This window comes from Nautilia lithotrophica (assembly GCF_054656815.1).
In genome coordinates, this window is the sequence record NZ_BAAHXN010000001.1 from 197,947 (window position 1) to 216,183 (window position 18,237).

The 18,237-nt window shown below is 32.5% G+C and carries 25 protein-coding genes; 19 read left to right on the forward strand and 6 right to left on the reverse strand.

From position 1 onward, the window contains the following. Position 1 precedes the first annotated feature (1 nt). The 11 genes from ychF to ACYQ19_RS01030 are packed head-to-tail and all read left to right on the forward strand — an operon-like array spanning position 2 to position 8,989. Complete coding sequence (gene ychF / locus ACYQ19_RS00980; protein ID WP_459977460.1) at positions 2 to 1,096, forward strand: redox-regulated ATPase YchF; 1,095 nt, start codon at positions 2 to 4, stop codon at positions 1,094 to 1,096. After that, positions 1,093 to 1,923 carry a CvfB family protein gene (locus tag ACYQ19_RS00985; RefSeq protein ID WP_459977462.1) on the forward strand — a complete coding sequence of 277 codons (831 nt, stop codon included), beginning with the start codon at positions 1,093 to 1,095 and terminating at the stop codon, positions 1,921 to 1,923. The genes ychF and ACYQ19_RS00985 overlap by 4 nt, the downstream gene beginning before the upstream one ends. A 30-nt stretch (positions 1,924 to 1,953) precedes the next feature. Continuing rightward, complete coding sequence (locus ACYQ19_RS00990; RefSeq protein ID WP_459977464.1) at positions 1,954 to 2,238, forward strand: nucleotidyltransferase family protein; 285 nt, start codon at positions 1,954 to 1,956, stop codon at positions 2,236 to 2,238. After that, complete coding sequence (locus ACYQ19_RS00995) at positions 2,231 to 2,383, forward strand: hypothetical protein (protein ID WP_459977466.1); 153 nt, start codon at positions 2,231 to 2,233, stop codon at positions 2,381 to 2,383. The genes ACYQ19_RS00990 and ACYQ19_RS00995 overlap by 8 nt, the downstream gene beginning before the upstream one ends. Further along, positions 2,367 to 4,067, forward strand: coding sequence for a molybdopterin-dependent oxidoreductase (locus ACYQ19_RS01000; protein ID WP_459977468.1), 1,701 nt, complete (start codon positions 2,367 to 2,369; stop codon positions 4,065 to 4,067). The genes ACYQ19_RS00995 and ACYQ19_RS01000 overlap by 17 nt, the downstream gene beginning before the upstream one ends. Then, positions 4,054 to 4,452 carry a YchJ family protein gene (locus ACYQ19_RS01005; RefSeq protein ID WP_459977470.1) on the forward strand — a complete coding sequence of 133 codons (399 nt, stop codon included), beginning with the start codon at positions 4,054 to 4,056 and terminating at the stop codon, positions 4,450 to 4,452. Before ACYQ19_RS01000 ends, ACYQ19_RS01005 begins: the two co-directional genes overlap by 14 nt. Positions 4,453 to 4,472: 20 nt before the next feature. Next, entirely contained in the window at positions 4,473 to 4,925 is a 453-nt protein-coding gene (locus ACYQ19_RS01010) for a hypothetical protein (RefSeq protein ID WP_459977472.1), read from the forward strand. Continuing rightward, positions 4,922 to 5,419 (forward strand): LOG family protein, encoded by a 498-nt coding sequence (locus ACYQ19_RS01015; RefSeq protein WP_459977474.1) that lies wholly within the window; start codon positions 4,922 to 4,924, stop codon positions 5,417 to 5,419. The genes ACYQ19_RS01010 and ACYQ19_RS01015 overlap by 4 nt, the downstream gene beginning before the upstream one ends. Before the next feature lie 51 nt (positions 5,420 to 5,470). Continuing rightward, entirely contained in the window at positions 5,471 to 6,955 is a 1,485-nt protein-coding gene (locus ACYQ19_RS01020) for a response regulator (RefSeq protein WP_459977476.1), read from the forward strand. 37 nt (positions 6,956 to 6,992) lie between these two features. After that, positions 6,993 to 7,625 carry a phosphoglycolate phosphatase gene (locus ACYQ19_RS01025; RefSeq protein WP_459977478.1) on the forward strand — a complete coding sequence of 211 codons (633 nt, stop codon included), beginning with the start codon at positions 6,993 to 6,995 and terminating at the stop codon, positions 7,623 to 7,625. Further along, positions 7,622 to 8,989, forward strand: a complete 1,368-nt coding sequence (locus ACYQ19_RS01030; RefSeq protein WP_459977480.1) for an FAD-dependent oxidoreductase — start codon at positions 7,622 to 7,624, stop codon at positions 8,987 to 8,989. The genes ACYQ19_RS01025 and ACYQ19_RS01030 overlap by 4 nt, the downstream gene beginning before the upstream one ends. Here ACYQ19_RS01030 and recR read toward each other — a convergent pair. Further along, positions 8,979 to 9,542, reverse strand: coding sequence for a recombination mediator RecR (gene recR / locus ACYQ19_RS01035; RefSeq protein ID WP_459977482.1), 564 nt, complete (start codon positions 9,540 to 9,542; stop codon positions 8,979 to 8,981). The genes ACYQ19_RS01030 and recR overlap by 11 nt on opposite strands. A 49-nt stretch (positions 9,543 to 9,591) precedes the next feature. Here recR and msrB point away from each other — a divergent pair, with 49 nt between their 5' ends. Genes msrB through ACYQ19_RS01050 form a run of 3 tightly spaced genes read left to right on the forward strand, consistent with a single transcriptional unit; the run spans position 9,592 to position 11,201 of the window. After that, the gene (msrB, locus tag ACYQ19_RS01040; RefSeq protein WP_459977484.1) at positions 9,592 to 9,978 is read left to right on the forward strand and encodes a peptide-methionine (R)-S-oxide reductase MsrB; all 387 of its coding nucleotides are present in this window, start codon (positions 9,592 to 9,594) and stop codon (positions 9,976 to 9,978) included. After that, entirely contained in the window at positions 9,968 to 10,702 is a 735-nt protein-coding gene (locus tag ACYQ19_RS01045; RefSeq protein WP_459977486.1) for an EstV family lipase, read from the forward strand. Before msrB ends, ACYQ19_RS01045 begins: the two co-directional genes overlap by 11 nt. After that, positions 10,695 to 11,201, forward strand: coding sequence for a macro domain-containing protein (locus ACYQ19_RS01050; RefSeq protein WP_459977488.1), 507 nt, complete (start codon positions 10,695 to 10,697; stop codon positions 11,199 to 11,201). The genes ACYQ19_RS01045 and ACYQ19_RS01050 overlap by 8 nt, the downstream gene beginning before the upstream one ends. Here the strand turns inward: ACYQ19_RS01050 and ade are convergent. Next, complete coding sequence (ade, locus tag ACYQ19_RS01055) at positions 11,179 to 12,768, reverse strand: adenine deaminase (protein ID WP_459977490.1); 1,590 nt, start codon at positions 12,766 to 12,768, stop codon at positions 11,179 to 11,181. The two genes, ACYQ19_RS01050 and ade, sit on opposite strands and share 23 nt — an antisense overlap. A gap of 54 nt (positions 12,769 to 12,822) precedes the next feature. Between ade and ACYQ19_RS01060 the strand changes: the two genes are divergently transcribed. The 3 genes from ACYQ19_RS01060 to ACYQ19_RS01070 all read left to right on the forward strand — a co-directional run bounded on the left by ACYQ19_RS01060 (position 12,823) and on the right by ACYQ19_RS01070 (position 14,147). After that, positions 12,823 to 13,137 (forward strand): MTH1187 family thiamine-binding protein, encoded by a 315-nt coding sequence (locus ACYQ19_RS01060; protein WP_459977492.1) that lies wholly within the window; start codon positions 12,823 to 12,825, stop codon positions 13,135 to 13,137. Positions 13,138 to 13,209: 72 nt separating this feature from the next. Further along, positions 13,210 to 13,569, forward strand: coding sequence for a DUF2089 family protein (locus ACYQ19_RS01065; RefSeq protein ID WP_459977494.1), 360 nt, complete (start codon positions 13,210 to 13,212; stop codon positions 13,567 to 13,569). A 92-nt stretch (positions 13,570 to 13,661) separates the two neighbouring features. After that, positions 13,662 to 14,147, forward strand: a complete 486-nt coding sequence (locus ACYQ19_RS01070) for an HIT family protein (RefSeq protein ID WP_459977496.1) — start codon at positions 13,662 to 13,664, stop codon at positions 14,145 to 14,147. A 12-nt stretch (positions 14,148 to 14,159) separates the two neighbouring features. Here the strand turns inward: ACYQ19_RS01070 and ACYQ19_RS01075 are convergent, their stop codons facing one another. Next, on the reverse strand, positions 14,160 to 14,690 hold the full coding sequence (locus ACYQ19_RS01075; RefSeq protein WP_459977498.1) for a PhnA domain-containing protein: 531 nt from the start codon (positions 14,688 to 14,690) through the stop codon (positions 14,160 to 14,162). Between the two features lie 117 nt (positions 14,691 to 14,807). On the opposite strand from ACYQ19_RS01075, the gene ACYQ19_RS01080 reads away from it, so the two are divergent. Next, positions 14,808 to 14,969, forward strand: a complete 162-nt coding sequence (locus ACYQ19_RS01080) for a hypothetical protein (RefSeq protein ID WP_459977500.1) — start codon at positions 14,808 to 14,810, stop codon at positions 14,967 to 14,969. Positions 14,970 to 15,032: 63 nt separating this feature from the next. Next, positions 15,033 to 15,494 (forward strand): hypothetical protein, encoded by a 462-nt coding sequence (locus tag ACYQ19_RS01085; RefSeq protein WP_459977502.1) that lies wholly within the window; start codon positions 15,033 to 15,035, stop codon positions 15,492 to 15,494. A gap of 128 nt (positions 15,495 to 15,622) precedes the next feature. Here the strand turns inward: ACYQ19_RS01085 and ACYQ19_RS01090 are convergent, their stop codons facing one another. From ACYQ19_RS01090 to ACYQ19_RS01100, 3 genes are read right to left on the reverse strand one after another with little or no spacing between them, the layout of a single operon-like run. Next, a complete protein-coding gene (locus ACYQ19_RS01090) occupies positions 15,623 to 16,327 on the reverse strand; it encodes a DUF72 domain-containing protein (RefSeq protein ID WP_459977504.1) in 705 nt (234 codons plus the stop codon). Next, complete coding sequence (locus ACYQ19_RS01095) at positions 16,327 to 17,619, reverse strand: TRAP transporter large permease (protein ID WP_459977506.1); 1,293 nt, start codon at positions 17,617 to 17,619, stop codon at positions 16,327 to 16,329. Before ACYQ19_RS01095 ends, ACYQ19_RS01090 begins: the two co-directional genes overlap by 1 nt. Beyond that, positions 17,619 to 18,230: a TRAP transporter small permease subunit gene (locus ACYQ19_RS01100; RefSeq protein ID WP_459977508.1), complete on the reverse strand. Its 612-nt coding sequence runs from the start codon at positions 18,228 to 18,230 to the stop codon at positions 17,619 to 17,621. The genes ACYQ19_RS01095 and ACYQ19_RS01100 overlap by 1 nt, the downstream gene beginning before the upstream one ends. Positions 18,231 to 18,237: the final 7 nt, after the last annotated feature.

Below are 18,237 nucleotides of genomic sequence, written 5' to 3' on the forward strand. Positions count from 1 at the left end.
AATGAAAGTTGGTATTGTCGGACTTCCGAATGTCGGAAAATCTACTACTTTTAACGCACTTACAAAAACACAAAACGCAGAAGCGCAAAACTATCCGTTTTGCACAATCGAACCAAATAAAGCGATTGTTCCGGTTCCGGATGAGAGAATTGAAGAGCTTGCAAAAATCGTAAATCCTGAGAGGATTCAATATTCTACTATAGAATTCGTTGATATTGCGGGACTTGTAAAGGGTGCGAGCAAAGGTGAGGGGCTTGGAAACCAGTTTTTGGCCAATATCAGGGAAACAGATATTATTTTACATATGGTTAGATGTTTTGAAGATCCGAACGTAATTCACGTAGAAAACAGCGTAGATCCGATCAGAGACGTTGAAATTATTGAACAGGAACTTTTATATGCGGATATGCAAACCCTTGAAAAAAGAATAGCAAAACTTCAAAAACAAGCAAAAGGAAGTAAAGACGCAAAAGCTCAGCTTGAACTGGCAGAAGAACTTATGGAATGGATCAGTGAAGGCAACCCTGTAAAAACATTCCCTAAAAAAGATGAAGAAGCGTTTAAAGTGCTAGAAAAAGAACTTAACTTCCTTACAAACAAAGAGATTTTTTACGGAGCGAACGTTGATGAGGAGGGCTTAGCGGAAGATAACGAATACGTAAAAGCATTAAAAGAATATGCAGCAAAACATAACAGAGAAGTTATTAAACTTTGCGCAAAACTTGAAGAAGAGATGGTAGATATGAGTGATGAGGAAAGACATGAATTTTTAGAAAGTCTAGGAGCAAAAGAGAGCGGACTTGATCAGATAATCAGAAAAGCGTATGAAAAACTTGATTTAATAAGCTACTTTACAGCAGGAAAAATCGAAGTTAGAAGCTGGACTATTAAAAGAGGAACAAAAGCTCCCCAGGCTGCAGGCGTAATTCACACTGACTTTGAAAAAGGTTTCATTAGAGCAGAAGTTATAAGTTATGAAGATTTTATCAAATACGGAGGTGAGCAAGGTGCCAAAGAAGCGGGTGCTATGAGACTGGAAGGTAAAGATTACGTGGTTCAGGATGGCGACGTAATGCATTTCAGGTTTAACGTATGATTGAAGAATACCTTAAACTCGGCTCACTAAATAAACTCAAAATTTCTAAAAAAACGCCTCAGGGGCTATACCTATCAGTTCTTGACGGCGACAGCGTTTTACTTCCTAACAGATATGTAAGTGATGATATGAATATAGGCGATGAAATAGAGGTGTTTATTTATAACGACTCGGAAGACAGATATGTAGCAACCACCGATAAACCGAAATATGAATACGGAGAATTCGGGGTATTCAGGATCGTGGACGTAACAAAATTCGGTGTATTTGTTGAGTGGGGAATGCCAAAAGATCTTTTCATGCCGCTTGGAAATATGAAAAAAAAGTTGCGTAAAGACGACAGCGTAATAGGCAAAATCGTATATGACGAAAAAACTGACAGACTTCTTCTTGATTCCAAACTTTCCCGCCACATTAAAAAAGCAAAAAACTATGATGTTAACGACGAAGTAAAAATAATAGTAATAGCAAAAACGCCTCTTGGATACAAATGTATAGTGGATAATATGTATGAGGGAATGCTTTTTGATAATGAAATATTCGAAGATGTTAGAGTAGGGCAGAAGAAAAAAGCATTTGTCAAAAACGTAAGAGAGGACGGAAAACTTGACCTTTCACTTCAGAAAATCGGTTCACGTGATGATGTTAAAGATAAAGTCTATAAAACTCTAAAAGAGTGGGGTGAAATGAAAATAACCACCAAATCAGACCCCGAAGAGATTAAAAAATACTTCAAAGTCAGTAAAAAAGCCTTCAAATCGGCCGTTAATGAATTAATTAAAGAAGACAAAATTATTCAGGAAAATGGTAAAATAAGAATAAAATAAATATGCTATAATTTATAAAAAAGGCATTTTATGACAAAAAGAGAAATATTAAATTTTTTAACACAAAATAAAAATCTTTTAAAAAATCGTTTCGGTGTTAAAAAAATAGCTCTTTTTGGCTCATATGCAAGAGACGAAGCAAATGAAAAAAGTGATATTGATTTAATTATTGAAATGCCGAGTTCTTTTCAAAAGTATTTTGAACTTAAATATTTTTTAGAAGAACATCTTGGAAAAAAAGTTGATTTAGGAATGTCTCATAAAGTAAGAGCATACATTAAAAACAAAATCCAAAAAGATTTAATATATGTTTAGAGATATTGAATTTTATAATGAATTATTGGATATATCAAAAAATAATGATTTAAATCTTGCCATACAAAAAGCTATTGAAGAAAATAAACATAATAAAAAAGTAATAAGCTTTTTAAAAGAGTTGCAAAATGTTCTGTCCGCTTGACTGCTGGGACGCATGTCAATGTAAAATGGAAAATGGAAAATGGAGAATTAAAAAAGGTTCTCCTAAAAAATCGTCAGATTTTTTGGGGCGTATTGTAGGTGAAGGGATTACTCCGTATCTTTGCTGGAAGCTGAACAATTACTTCAAATTTCCTTCCGAAACCACCCCAAAATACAATAGTAAAAATATTATGTTAAATGAGGCTTTGGAAAAGTTAACTGAAATATTGAAAAATACTGATCCAAAAAGAGTGCTTTTTGTAAAAGGCTCCGGTAATATGGGGATTATGCAAAATGTGACAAAGTTATTTTTTGAAAGATACGGGGCCACATTTGCCACGGGGTCCACTTGTGACGGCCTTGGGGAAGAGGGGATAATAAAAGGCAGAGGAAAATCCCTCATACTTCCCACATGGATAATTAAAAACGCTAAAAACATAATAGTTTGGGGTAGAAACCCGTATGTTACAAACATTCATTTAATACCTATGATAAAAGACAAATTTACCATTACTATTGATGCTATTGAAACGAAAACTGCTAAAAATTCAGATCTTTTTATACAGATAAAACCAAACAGCGATTTTTATCTTGCTATCTTACTTGCTCAGATGGTAATTGAGAGTGGGGAATATAAAGTAAGCGATAATTTTGATGAGTATAAACAAATAGTCTTTTCATATAGCAAAAAAGAACTAATGAAAAAATGTGAAAATAATAATGAAAAATTAATGAAATTTTTCGAAATCATAAAGCAGGGTGCCGTAGTCCTTACCGGACTGGGAACTGCCAAATGTAAAGAATGCTGGAAAACAACGTGGGCAATTGATTCGCTTTTTTATATGCTCGAATATTTTGGAAAAGACAATAGAGGCGTGGCATTTCTTGGCAGCAGCGGATATGGAATAAACAACCCTTTCAGTATCACACACAAAAACAGCGTGCCGCTGTGGGATGTAAATCTTGATGATTATGATGTTGTGTTTATTCAAGGGGCAAATCCGCTTGTCAGTTTTCCAAACAGGAATGAATGGGAAAAACTTAAAAATAAAACAACTATAGTGTTTGGAAAATATATGGATGAAACTGCTCAAATTTCTACGCTTTTTATTCCTACGAAAGATTTTTTTGAGAAAAAGGATGTGAGGGGAAGTTATTTTCACGAGTTTGTAATCGATCAAAAATCTAATCAATTTTTGAGTAGAGGGGAGAAAATATCAGAATATGAACTGACTGAATATTTAATGGATAAATTCGGGTATGAAGGATTGAAAAGTGAAGATAATTATATTGATGAAATTTTAAATGCCGATTTAGAAAAAACAGGGGATGACTTATACCGCAAAAGAGTATTTGATAAGCCTCCATACAGCGAAGGATTTTTTACTGATAACGGAAATTTTAAATTTTTAACTGAAAATTTTGAATATAAAGAAAAACCTTTTGAAATTGTAACTGCAAAACATGACAAAGCACTAAATTCTCAGTTTCAAAGAGATGAAAAAATATATATAAATCCGAAAAGTAATAATATTATGTTAAATTGGATAACAAAAAACATTGCCCAAAAAAGGGTAGTGTTTACAAAAAATATTCCGGAAAATATCATATACGCCAAAGGAGGAAGTATTATAAACGAATTTATTAACTGCAAAGGGGAAAACGCTTATTATGAAATTCACTAAAAACTCACCATGCTCATGCGGCAGCGGTAAGAAATATAAAGAATGTTGTTTTAAATGGCATAAAATTGGAAGCGCACCAAACGCATTACTGCTTATGAAGAGCAGATACTCCGCTTATGCTATAGGAAATGCGGATTATATTGTAAAAACAACGCATCCTGATTCACCTCATTTTGAAAAAGATATTGATGAATGGAAAAAGTCAATTAAAGATTTTTCTAAAAGCGAATTTAAAAAACTGGAAATTATTGAATTTATTGATGGTGAAAAAGAAGCATTCGTTGAATTTAAGGCTTATATTGAAAATTATATAATGCATGAAAAAAGTCGTTTTGTAAAAGAAGGAAAATGGTTTTATATTGATGGCATACAAAAAAATGTATAATAATATAAAAAGGATATGCCATGAAAATAAATCGTTTTCCTAAAATGGCCGCACTGCAAAAATTCAGAGCTTTGAAACTCGGGTTTGACAATTTGACTGCAGAAGCTATAGGAATAGCCGAGGCTACAAAATACGCAATATTCAAAAACTTATCTCATAAAAAAAGAATAGCGCAAGAAAAAGAAGAAATAAAAAAACAATATATGGGTAAAAAAACATTAGACGAAGAAACTTTTGCCGTATTTAAACTTCAGGCACTTGACGGACTGCCTTACGTGGGAGGTAAAATTTATACAACTGAAGACTATAAAAAAGCGTTATTTTTAAGATTTGGTGAAAAAATCGGCTCTCAAATAGAAGAATGGGCTAAAAATATAATACATAACTGCGATGAAAAAACTTTAAAAAGTGAAAACAGGTTTTTTAACGAATGCTGGAAACCTCATCGTGATGAATTGCAGGAGGTAAAATGAAAATAGCAGCTACTTTTGGTGCTAGCAAAGTATCTGATCCGAAACTTTATGAAGAAGGGATTGAGCTTGGCAGATTTCTGGCAGAAAAAGGTTACAAAGTAAAATGCGGCGGATACGGCGGACTTATGGAAGCTGTAAGTAAAGGTGTAAAACAAGTCGGTGGAGAAGTTATCGGAATTACTCTTGAATATTTTGATGAAATAAGACCTAAAAATCCTTACCTAACAGATAGAATACCTACAAAAAATCTTTTTGAAAGATTAAAAAAATTGATTGATGGCAGTGATATATTTATTGCTCAGAGAGGCAGCATTGGAACACTTAATGAAATTTTTATGGTTTGGGCTTTAAAATACGGACTAGGGCTAGATTACAGGATTTGCTTAATAGGTAACATATACGAAGAATTTAAAAAATGTGCTTTTATACCCAAAGAAAGATTAAACGATATTGAAATATATAAAAATTTAGAAGAATTTAAAAAGAATTTGTGAAATCTCGTCTAATTTGATAGAATCTATAATTATAAGGATGAAAGGGGGTTAATGAACATATTAATAATTGAAGACTCCAAAATGTTAAATAATCTTTTAAAAAAAGAACTTGTTAGTTTAGGATTTAGTATTAAACAATCTTATTCTATAAAAGAAAGCAGAAATTTTTTAGAAAATGATAATTTTGAACTAATCATATTAGATCTACATTTACCTGACGGAGAAGGGATTGAACTTTTAGATGAAATTCACTCTATATCAAATGCAAAAGTCGTAGTTCTTTCTTCGATTGATGATAAATATTTAAGAGAAGAACTTTTTAGATATGGGATACTTGATTATATTATTAAAGATAAAAACCTTAAATTTTCTTTACTTGAACTAATTAAAATTATCAAATTCGCTTCCGAGGAAAATAAAGGTAACATATTAATAATAGATGATTCAAAATTTTTAAACAAACAATTACAAAATATTTTATTACCAAGGAATTATAATGTTCAAAGTGCTTATAATTTTAAAGATGGCATGAATTATTTAAAAAAAAACAAATATGATTTGCTGATACTTGATTTAAATCTTCCTGATGGATATGGTGTAGATATTTTAGAAAAAGTAAGAGAAAACATTAACACAGTGGATTTACCAGTAATCGTATTATCAGGTGAAGCAAATCCCGATTTAATAAGAGAAGTTTTAAAAAAAGGTGCAAATGATTATTTATCAAAACCATTTGTATTTGAAGAATTTATATTGAGAGTTGATTTATGGATTGATTATTATAAAAATAAAAAAGAACTTAAAAATATAAATAAAAACTTACAAAAAATTGTTCAACAAGAAGTTGAAAAAAATAGACAGAAAGATAAAATATTAATGCTTCAGTCTAGACATGCTCAAATGGGAGAACTTCTATCAATAATTTCGCATGAGTGGATTCAACCTATAAGTGCAATTTCTTCAATTGCAGCAATGATTCAGTTGAATATTTTTAAAAAAGGTATCAATGATGAATTTTGTGAAGAAATGGCTATAAAAATTAAAAGTTATGTAAATTCGTTAAACGAAATAATGAACAATTTTAAAAATTTTTTTAAACCACACACAGAAAAACATATAACAAATTTTGAAAAAATAATTCAATATTCATTATCTTTACTTGAAAGTTATATTCATAAAACCAAAACTAAAATTAATATTAACATTAAAAACTTAGAAGATTTTGAAACTTTTGAAAATGAAGTTGTCCAAGCTGTAGTAAATATATTAAAAAATGCTATTGAAGCTTATCAAAACGAAACAGAAAGAATTATTGAAATCATAATAGAAGGTAAAAAATTAATAATACAAGATTTTGCAGGAGGAATATCTGAAGAAAATTTAAATAAAATTTTTGATCAGTATTTTTCCACAAAAGGTGAAAAAGGAACGGGAATAGGGCTGTATATTTCTAAAATTATTATTGAAGACCATTGTAACGGAAAAATTTTTGTTGAAAATAAAAACGGAGGGGCACAATTCACTATACAGGTATAATATAATTTGATATTATTGCAGACAAAAAAGGTCTGATTTGAAACTTTTAATTTTTGATTTGGACGGAACGCTAATTGATTCGGTTCCTGATTTGACTGATGCTATTAACAAAACATTTGATGAGCTTGGTATTGAAAAAGTAACGGAAAATGAAGTTAGAAACTATCTCGGTAACGGAGCAAAAACCCTGATTGAAAGGGCTTTAAAAAATAAAAACGACCGGGATTTGCTTCAAAAAGCCTTAAAAACATTCAAAAACCATTATAAAAATAACGTCTGCGTAAAAACATCCCTTTATCCCGGAGTTAAAGAAACTCTTGAGAAACTGCCATATAAAAAAGCGATTGTTACAAACAAACCCTATGAATTTGTAGGAGAGATATTAAAAACTCTCGGAATTGATGAGCATTTTGAAATGTATATAGGCGGGGAAAGTCTTCCGGAAAAAAAACCTTCACCCCTTCCACTTTTGTATGTATGCGAAAAAATGGGGTTTAATCCGAAAAACAGCATTATGATAGGTGATTCCAAAAACGATATTATTGCCGCAAAAAAGGCAAAAATCAAATCCATTGCCGTAAACTATGGATACAATTATGGCGAAGATATCGGAATTTTTGAACCTGATATAATAATTGATGATTTTACTAAACTTTTGGAGGTTTTATGAAAGTTGCAATTATAGGCGGAGGAATCACGGGCAGTAGTATTGCTATGTATCTTGACAATTTAAATGTTGACGTAAAACTTTTTGAGAAAAACGATCTTGTAAGCGGACCTCCGATTTGCCACTTGCATGCAGGAGGGAATTTATATAGAGAAATAACGCTAAAAGAAAAAATCGCTCTTTTAAAAGAATCTATCGATTTTATAAGACTTTATCCTCATGCAATTGATTACAGACCTACAATAATAGTCGTTCCCAAAAGTGATGCAGGTGACCCTAAAGATTTGATAGAAACGCTTGAAATTTTAAAAAACGAATACAAAAAACTCATAAGCGAAGATCCAAAAAACAAAGTTTTGGGTGATCCTGATGAATATTACAGACTTTATTATAAAGAAGATATATTGAAATTAAAAAGTAAAGATCTAATCAAAAACCCTAAAACACCAGACAAATGGCTTATACCATTTGCAAAATACGTTGATCTTGAGAGTATTAAATACCCTGTTGTTTTAGTTCAGGAATACGGAGTAAACGTCTTCAGGCTTGCGGCTATTGCTAAACTAATCCTTGAAAAAAAAGGTATCGTAAAATATGAAGAGGCAAAAGTTGAAAAAAAAGGCGACAAATGGATTGTAAATGATGAAGAATTTGATTATTTAATAAACGCAGCCGGTTACAGAAGCGGTGAGATTGACGACGCACTTAATTTCAAACGAGACAGACTAACCGAATTTAAAGCGGCATATGTAGTAAAAAACGATAATTTTAATTTCACGTGGCCTGAGATAATTTTCCACGGAAAAAGAGGAACCCCAAAGGGAATGGCCCAGTTTACGCCTTATCCTAACGGATATTTTCAACTTCATGGTATGACAAAAAATATCACACTATTTGAAGACGGGCTTGTAAGTTCGGATGAAAAAAGTTCATTCCCAAAACTGCCTGAGCATTTCATCGAAAAAATAGAAAAAGGCTGGAAAAAAGAAGAAGCCTCAAAAAGAGCTAAAAGAGCGGTTGAACATATGAGCCGGTATATCCCTAAATTCAATTCAAGCGAGATTACTTACGTGCCTTTATACGGAGCGCAGCAGATTCCGGGTTGCGATGCAGAATTAAGGGCAGTTGAGATAAGTTTTGAAGATAATTACGCAAGGTGTGAAGTTGTAAAAGCGTCAACCGTTACGTCAATGGCTGATTCAATTGTAAAAGATTTAAGTAAAAAATTCAGAATACCATATAAAAAACAGATCGAGATAGACGAAATAAAACAGCTCAGTGATAAATTGGTGACTGAAAAATCTCAAGAAATCGCACAAAAAAGAGGATATCCAAAAGATATGGGTAAAAGATGTTTTAAAGCTTGAATCTAAGCTTTATAGCTTTAGCAAGAGAGTTTACATCCACATTTTCAAAATGCACGCCTGTAGGAACCCCTTGTGCTATTTGCGTGAATTCTATATCCAAATCTTTTAGTTTATCTTCAATATATAGGCTTCTTGCTTCCGACTCCACCGAAGGCGGAAAAGCAAATATAACTTCTTGAATTTTTCTATCTTTAATAATTTCCCTTAATTTCTGTATAACCTCATCATCAATATGAGTTAAAACAAAATAATATCCGTGATAACTTCCACTCTCTTCTATAATCATAATGTCTTTTGAATTTTCAACAATTGCAAGTGTTTTGTCCCTGTTTTCATCCGCACATATATCGCATATCTCATGCTCACTGAAATTACCGCATATTTCACATTCTTTAATATTTGCAACCACATCTTCTATGGCGTTAATTAGTTTTAAGGCTTTGAATTTGTCTTTTGCAATGGAAAGGGCAAGTCTTGTTGCCGATTTTTTCCCAATACTCGGCAGTTCTTCAAACGCTTCAATAAGTCTGTTAATTGATTGCAAGTCTTTCATTTGACTCCTATTTTGGATAAAATTTTCAAAATTATATCAAAGGTTTCATATGTGCGAATGTAAAAACACTCTTACCGATTTTCAAAAATACGTAATTTGTGACAAAGGAACCGAACCGCCCTTCAATAACGAATACTGGGATAATAAAACTCCCGGAATCTACAAATGCAGATGCTGTGGGATAGAACTTTTCAGCAGCGAGCATAAATTCGACAGCGGCACAGGCTGGCCGAGTTTTTATATATCAATCGGCCCGGTGCTTGAACAGGCCGACTTTACAGGCTCAATGACAAGAATAGAGGCAATGTGCGGAAACTGCAAGGGACACCTCGGACATATTTTCGGCGACGGACCGGCACCCACTGGAATAAGATACTGCATAAATTCTGCAAGTTTGAAATTTATTCCGAAGTATGGAGAAAAAAGTGGCTCTTAGAAAAATTGAAATTGATGGCAGAGTATTTGATATTTCATACGAAATAATAAACCCTTCACAAAAACAAAACGTTATTTTCCTGCATGGATGGGGCAGTAATAAAGAAATAATGAAATGTTTTAAAAATTATTTTAAAGATTTCAGGCACATTTATATAGATATGCCGGGATTCGGAAAATCAAGTAATGAGTATGTTTTAATAACAAATGATTATGCAAAAATTATTGAAAAATTATTAAATGAGTTAAATATTTCAAAAGATATAATAATAGGGCATAGTTTTGGAGGTAAAGTTGCAACTCTTTTAAAACCTAAATTACTAGTTTTACTTGCAAGCTCAGGTATCATAATGCCAAAACCTTTAAATGTTAAAATTAAAATCAAAATATACAAAACATTAAAAACTATCGGGCTTTCCGGTCTAAGAAAGTATTTTGTAAGCGGCGATGCAAAGGGCATGAGTGAAAATATGTATGAAACTTTTAAAAACGTGGTTGATGAAGATTTCAGCAAATATTTTGCCGAATATAACGGCAGTGTGCTGATATTCGGCGGAAAAGAAGATACCGCGGTGCCCGAAAAAGCAATAAAAAAACAGGCCGATCTTTTAAAAAGTAAAAATATTATGTTAAATGGTGATCACTACTTTTTCTTTAATTCTAAAGAAGCGGAAAAAAACAGAAAAATTATAGAAAACGAAATTTTAAAGGCATGGAATGTATAAAATCTCAATAAAGCAGGGGGATATTTTTTCTGAAAACGGGGCTGATTTTATAGTTAATCCTTCAAATACGGATCTTTTCTTGGGAAGCGGTGTAAGTGCTGCGTTTAGAAGAAACTGCGGAAACGAACTTCAAACCGAAATGAAAAAACACGCACCTATAAAACAGGGCGATGTAATAGTTACATCCTGTCCGAGAAATACGTCATTTAAAAACGCTTTACATGCAGCAGTAATGGATTATTCAAAACCAAATCCCTCACCTTCTTATGAAACGATAAAAAAAGCTCTTGAAAACATTGAAAAAATAATAAAAACAAAAACACCCTGTAAAATTGTCTTGCCTTTGATGGGCGTCGGGGTAGGGGGTCTTGATAAAGAAAAGGTTATTCGGATATATAAAGAATTTTTTTCAAGAAATGTGGATTTTGAGTGCGAAGTAGTTATTTACGGACATAAAAAAGAAGATTTTGATCTTCTTAAGAAATACATAAATCCGTAAACTCAAATTTAACGCCGTCAAAAAGCCCCATATCTGAAAGTTTAAGCTCCGGAATCACAAGCAAAGCCATAAAAGAGAGCGTCATAAAAGGTGAACGAAGGCGGCTTCCGAGTTTTTTGGCAAAATTTTGAACATTTTTATATTTCTCGGCTACTTCAAATCCGTTTTGAGAACTCATAAGACCCGCTATATCAAGTTTTAAAGATACGGCTTCTTCATCTTTTACGGCACAGATGCCGCCTTTCATTTCTATAATCATATTAACTGCTTTGATCAAATCTTTTTTATTAGTGCCTACGGCTACTATATTGTGAGAATCATGCGCCACGCTTGATGCTATGGCGCCGTCTTTAAGCCCGAAACCTTTTATAAGCGCCACCGAAGGTTTTGCCGGTTTATACCTGTTTACCACACACATCAAAAGTATATCTTCATCAATATCAGGAATGACACCGCTATAGGTGGATTTTTTAGTAATCAGTTCCCCGTCAATAGCTTCAATTACGTTATATTCCGTGCACTTCGGAAATTCTATATTTTCTAATTTTTCAGCGTTAAAGTTGTTTATGGTATTGATTTTTTCAAATTTTAACTCAACACCTTTTTCATATACTTTTTCGCCGTTTATATAGGTTTTTAATACATTAAAACTTTCTAAATCATCAACAATTATAAAATCGGCGTTATCTCCGGCTCTCAGCATTCCCACATCAAGTCCGTAATGAAGCACAGGATTTATACACGCTATTTTCAAAACATCAAACAGATCATATCCGAGCTTAACGGAGCGTTTTACAAGAAGATTAACATCTCCCTTTATCAAATCATCGGGATGTCTGTCATCCGAACAGAACATTAACATATCCGGATATTTTGCAATTAAAGGATGTAAAGCTTCATAATTTTTAGCCGCGCTTCCTTCCCTTATGATTATTTTCATACCTTTTTTGATTTTTTCTTCCGCTTCATCATAAGAAAAAGCCTCATGGTCGGTTTCTATTCCGGCGCTTATGTATCTGCTTAAACCATCACCCCTTAAACCCGGGCAGTGGCCGTCTATATGTTTGTGATATTTTTTTGCAAGGTTTATTTTATTCAACATATCTTCATCCCCGTTAATTACACCCGGAAAATTCATAACTTCACTGAGATATAAAACATCATCCCTTTTTAAAAGCTCTTCAATCTCTTCAACGCCGAGTTTCGCGCCGCTTGTTTCAAAAGGTGTGGCTGGAACGCAGGGACTTGCCCCAAAATAGATTTTAAAAGGCGTTTTTTGGGCATTTTCCATCATCCAGTAAACGCCCTTAAGACCCAACACATTTGCGATTTCGTGAGGATCACTTACACTCGCCGTGTGTCCGTGCATTAACATTATTTCACCAAAAGTTGAGGGCGCAAGCATTGAGCTTTCGACGTGTATATGGGCGTCTATAAATCCCGGCAATATGTAATTTTCAGCTTTATCAATCTCTTCAACCGATTGAATTTTTCCGTTTTTTATGGTAAGTTTAGCGGGAAATATTTTTCTGTTGAAAATATCAACGTAATTTGCTGTTATAACCATAATAAAACCTTTTTATTTAATTATAGCTCTTAAAACTTAAAAAAAGGAGAAAAAATGAGTGTTTTGGTTGAATTTGCTATGTTTCCGACTGATAAGGGTGAGAGTGTAAGCGAATATGTGAGCAGAATTATTAAAATGTTTAAAGAAAGTGATGTTAATTATCAACTAACGCCTATGGGAACAATATTTGAAGTGGAAAGTATGGAAAAAGCCACGGAAGTTATCAATAACGCTTATAAACAACTTGAACCAGACTGCAACAGGATTTACACTACAATCAAAATGGATATAAGAAAAAACAGATCTCAAAGAATGAAACAAAAAATAAAATCCATTGAAAAGAAAATAGGCAAGGTTTCAAAAAGTTAAAATTTTTAGTTAAAAATTTGAATTATTTTAAAAATTAGCCTATAATTTTTTAATAAAATTAAAAGGCTAAAAATGACTAAATGTTTTGTATGCAAATCTAACCTTCAAATTAAAAAATTGAAATGCAACTATTGCAACACTATATTTGAAGGTGATTTTTCTTTCCCTCTTTTAGCAAAATTATCCTTAAACTCCCAAAAACTCGCGCTTGAACTGATACTTGCCGGAGGAAATTTAAAAGATTTGGCTGAAAAGTTAGGTATTACATATCCGACATTAAAAAAAAGAATACACGATTTGCAAAGTGAACTTATTATGTTAATAAAAGAGAGAGATGACGAAATTACATATATAAAAAACAAAATAAAAAACAACGAAATATCAAAAGAAGAGGGTGAAAAAATAATAAACGAACTTCTGGGAAATTTTTAATTATAAACTTTAAAATCATAATAACTGCAAAAACATATAAAACCATTGGATTTATAATTGTTTTTAATATAAAATTATAAAAAAGGCTGTTGATGGAAAGACTTTATGCACCATGGAGAAGGGAATATCATGTAAAAAAACAAACAGGCTGTGTTTTTTGCGATATTGCCAAAACACCTGAAAAAGACACCGAAAACCAGGTTTTTTACAGGGATGAGATATGTTTTTTCGTAATGAACAGGTTTCCTTACAATCCTGGACATTTTATGATTATTCCGATAAGACACGTATCAAATTACGAAGAATTAAACGAAAAAGAAGTATGCCACATTGCAAAAATGGCTCAAACAGGCTGTAAAATCTTAAAAGAATTTGGAGCGGACGGCATAAATATGGGCTGGAATTTAGGATTTGACGCAGGTGCGGGAATACCCGATCATATTCATTTGCAAATGGTTCCCAGATTCAAACGTGATACCAATCTTATGACTACGATATTTGATACAAGAGTTTACAGCGCAGATTTTGACAAAATATATGAAGAAATTAAAAATATAGCTGAAAAATATCTGAAATAGGGAAAAGCCCTATTAAATTTTTTTAAGAAATTCTGTTTTTAGATAAACCTGACCAATTCCATCGACTTTACATGATACATGCCCATCAACATCACACATTCTTATGTTTTTAACCACCGTTCCTCTTTTGATTGTTTTACCCGCACCTTTTACTTCAAGGTCTTTTATCACACTAACGCTATCGCCGGCTTTAAGAATATTCCCATTTGAATCTTTTATTACTTCTTCTTTTTTGTTTGCAATTGCCATTTCTTCATCAGTAAGATACATCATATCTGTCATATCGCTTCTACCAAGCGCCTGCCATATTTTATAACTTAAAATCTTAACAGCCGGAACTTCGCTCCACATTGAACTATTTAAACAATTAAAATGATTTTCATCATAATTTTGAGATTCTATCTGGCTTATGCATGTTTCGCAAAGTAGGGCATATCCATCGTTATTATCACTTTTATATACCTCATAAATTGAAAGGTTATCTTCACTTTCACAAAGTTCACATTTGTTGTTTGCTCTATCAAATATTTCTTTTTCGTTCATTTAATACCTTTTTTTGGTGAAAGTATAGCAAAAAAGCCAAAAATTAAATAAAATAACATAACTATAAATATTAATGAAATAATAATGAAAGTCTAATGATTTATTAAAGGAATAATAATGATTGAAATGAAAAACGCAAATTTTAAAGTTGAAAAGTCAAAATGGGAAGCTTTTAAAAAAATTGCAAAGCTGAAACATTCTGATTCAAGCAAGGAACTTAGAAAATTAATAGACAAATATCTTGAAGAAAATAAAGAATTATTAAATAAATTATTTTAATATTAACACTTTATTAACTCCTTAAATTTATAATTGTATATAACAAAAATTAAGGAGTTCAAAATGAAAAAAGTAGCAAAAGTTTTAAGTATAGCTTTATTAAGTGGTTCAATGTTATTTGCATTTGGTGGAATGGGTGGATCATTCGAAGGATCAGCCAATATGGGTGGTGCTAGCGGATCAGCTTCAGGGTCAGGAAGTTATGGCGGTATGACACCGGAAATGATAACAGGTGGGCCTGATTCAAGTTCAATGCATAAATCACAAAAAAGAAATCAAGTAAAAACACAAACCAAAGCAAGAATTCAAGCAAGAGTTAGGGAAATGAAACAAAATATGCAGTCAATGAGTAAAACAATGACTCAATTAAGAAAACAAATAAGAGAAATGAAACAAGAAATGAGACAGACAAATAAAAAAGTTTATTTAGATGTTGTAACTATGGAAAATCAACTCAAACAAATGGAATATAATTACAGAAAAATGAATAAAATAATGCAAAGATTAGAACAAGAAGCTCAATAAACGGCTTTTTGTTCTATATATTAAATTAAACTACGAATTCTTATCTTATAGCTTTACATACAATAAATAGTAAATATAAAAATTTATTAATAAATTATTTAGTTAACATAATGTATATTCTCTAAATTTTATTTTTCAAATACGTCTTTTAGTCTTAACGCGTCTTTAAATGCGCTGTTGTCATCCGTATTGTTAAAATAAATATAGCTTTCATTGTCTTTTATCCTGTTTTTAAGTTCAAGCATAAATTCATTGCTATAGTTTCCTTTATATTTTCCCTGCGTTCCGTGCAGTCTTACATATATAAAGTCGGCTGTCTGTGTAAAATCGATCTCCTGATTGTAATCGTGCCATACTACAGCAATGTTTTTATCTTTAAGGTGCGTGTATGTTTCGAGCCTATACCACGAGCTGTTTCTAAACTCTATCGCATATTTCAAATCATCATCAAGTGCACGCGTAAAATTTATAAGAAGTCCTATGTCATATTTTAAAGACGGAGGAAGCTGAAATAAAACCGCACCGAGATAAATATCCAGATTTTTTATTACTGACAAAAACTCTCTTAATTCATCCAAATTTTTTAATCTGGCCTTATGTGTAATTTCTCTGTTTGCTTTGATTGAAATTTTAAAGTTTTCAAAATGTTTAAGTCTGTATTTCCATGATTTAATTGTGGTTACTTTAGGAAATCTGTAAAATGTGGAGTTAAGTTCCAAAGAGTTAAAATTCTTTGCGTAATAATCAAAAAACTGATGAGTTTTAAGTGCGACAGGGTAAAAATCCCCTACCCAGTTTTTATAAAAATACCCGCTTGTTCCTATATAAACCATCAGTTAACTAAAATATAAACGAGTTTAGGTATAAAAATAACTATTAAAAGCGTTAATATCTGTATCAAAATAAACGGAATAATACCTATATACAGATCTTTTGTCTGTATTTTATCACCCGCGGCACCTTTTAAATAAAACAGACTAAACCCAAAAGGCGGCGTTAAAAATGAAGTTTGAAGGTTTATTGCTATTAAAAGCGCAAACCATAAAGGATCTATTCCGAATTCCTGAACAATCGGAAGCAGTATAGGAATTACAATAAATGTAATTTCGATAAAATCAATAAAGAATCCCAAAATAAAAATTAAAACCATTGTGATGGCTATAAATACATACCGATTTGAAATGGAATCGGTAAAGAAGGTAGTAACAATATCCCCTGCCCCCGATTCGTTAAATACAAGCGAAAAAGCCGTAGCACCGATTAAAATCATAAATATCATGGCAGTAATTTTTACCGTTTCAACGGTAGCGTATCTTAAAAGTTCCATATTAAACGTTCTGTAAAAAAATGTAAGAATAATCGAACCGAGTGCGCCTATTGCGGCTGATTCCGTAGGTGTTGCAAACCCTGCAAAAATACTTCCTAAAACAATAGCAATAAGTATAAAAGGAGCAACAAGGGATTTTAAAGCCTGAAAAAGTATTTTGGAATATGGTTTGTCGGTTTTAATTGCAGGTGCAACTTCCGGCTTTAAAAATGAAACTATCAAAATATAGATAATATAAAGTCCTACTATTATAAGTCCCGGAATTATAGCGGCTTTAAACAGATCCCCCACACTTATATTCATTACCGCACCCAAAATAATTAAAACGATACTTGGTGGAATAAGCTGCCCAAGCGTCCCACTTGCAGCAATTACACCGCCGGCAAGTCTTGGGGAATAGCCGTGTTTAAGCATAATCGGCAGTGAAATAATAGTCATCATAACCACACTCGCCCCCACTATTCCGGTAGATGCGGCCAAAATGGCACCGACTATCACTATGGCAATCGCAAGACCGCCTCTTACTGGTCCGAAAAGTTCGCCTATTGATTCAAGCATATTTTCGGCAATTTTACTTTTTTCAAGTATAAATCCCATAAATATAAAAAGGGGAACTGCCATCAGCGTAAAGTTTTGCATAATTCCATAAACCCTGTATGGCAGAAGCCCGAATACGTCAAGCCCAAGATTCGGATCTATCAAAGCGGCAAAAATAGCGCTTGCACCAAAAGCAAATGCAACCGGAATCCCAACCATTAATAATATAAACGCAACAATAAATAAAATTATCCCTGTCATTAATTACCTTTTGAGTGTTTTAATTTATAATACGCTTTTTTAAGCTCTGATACGGACTGCAGAAGAACAACAAAAAAACCGAACATCATCGCACTTTTTATAATCCATCTGCAGCAAAGCCCACCCGGATCACCGGATTGTTCATGCATGGAATAACTCATTTGAATAAAAGGTATCGCTTCTGCAACGATTAAAGTGGCAAGCGGAATTACGAAAAAGAGAATAGTAATTATCTGAATAACGGCTTTTGTTTTTACTGAAAACCTGTCATAAAAAATATCAACCCTTACGTGTTTATCATGGCTTAAAGTGTAAGCAATTGCAAATAGAAACGTCAAATCAAAAAGATGCCATTCAAGCTCCTGAAGTGCTATGCTTCCCCCGTGAAAAAGCTTTCTGACAATTACGTCGTAACTTACAATCAAAGTCAAAACAATAAGTGAAATAACTGCCAAAATCATAAAAAATTTGGTAATTTTTTCAACTATTAAATCGGTTTTGGGTATAAAAGAGAGCACCAATACGATTATTGCCGTAGCAATTATCGTATAATCAATATGCTCGCTAAGCGGCATTGTCAGATTAAAAAAGGCATTCATAAAACTATCCATTTTCTTT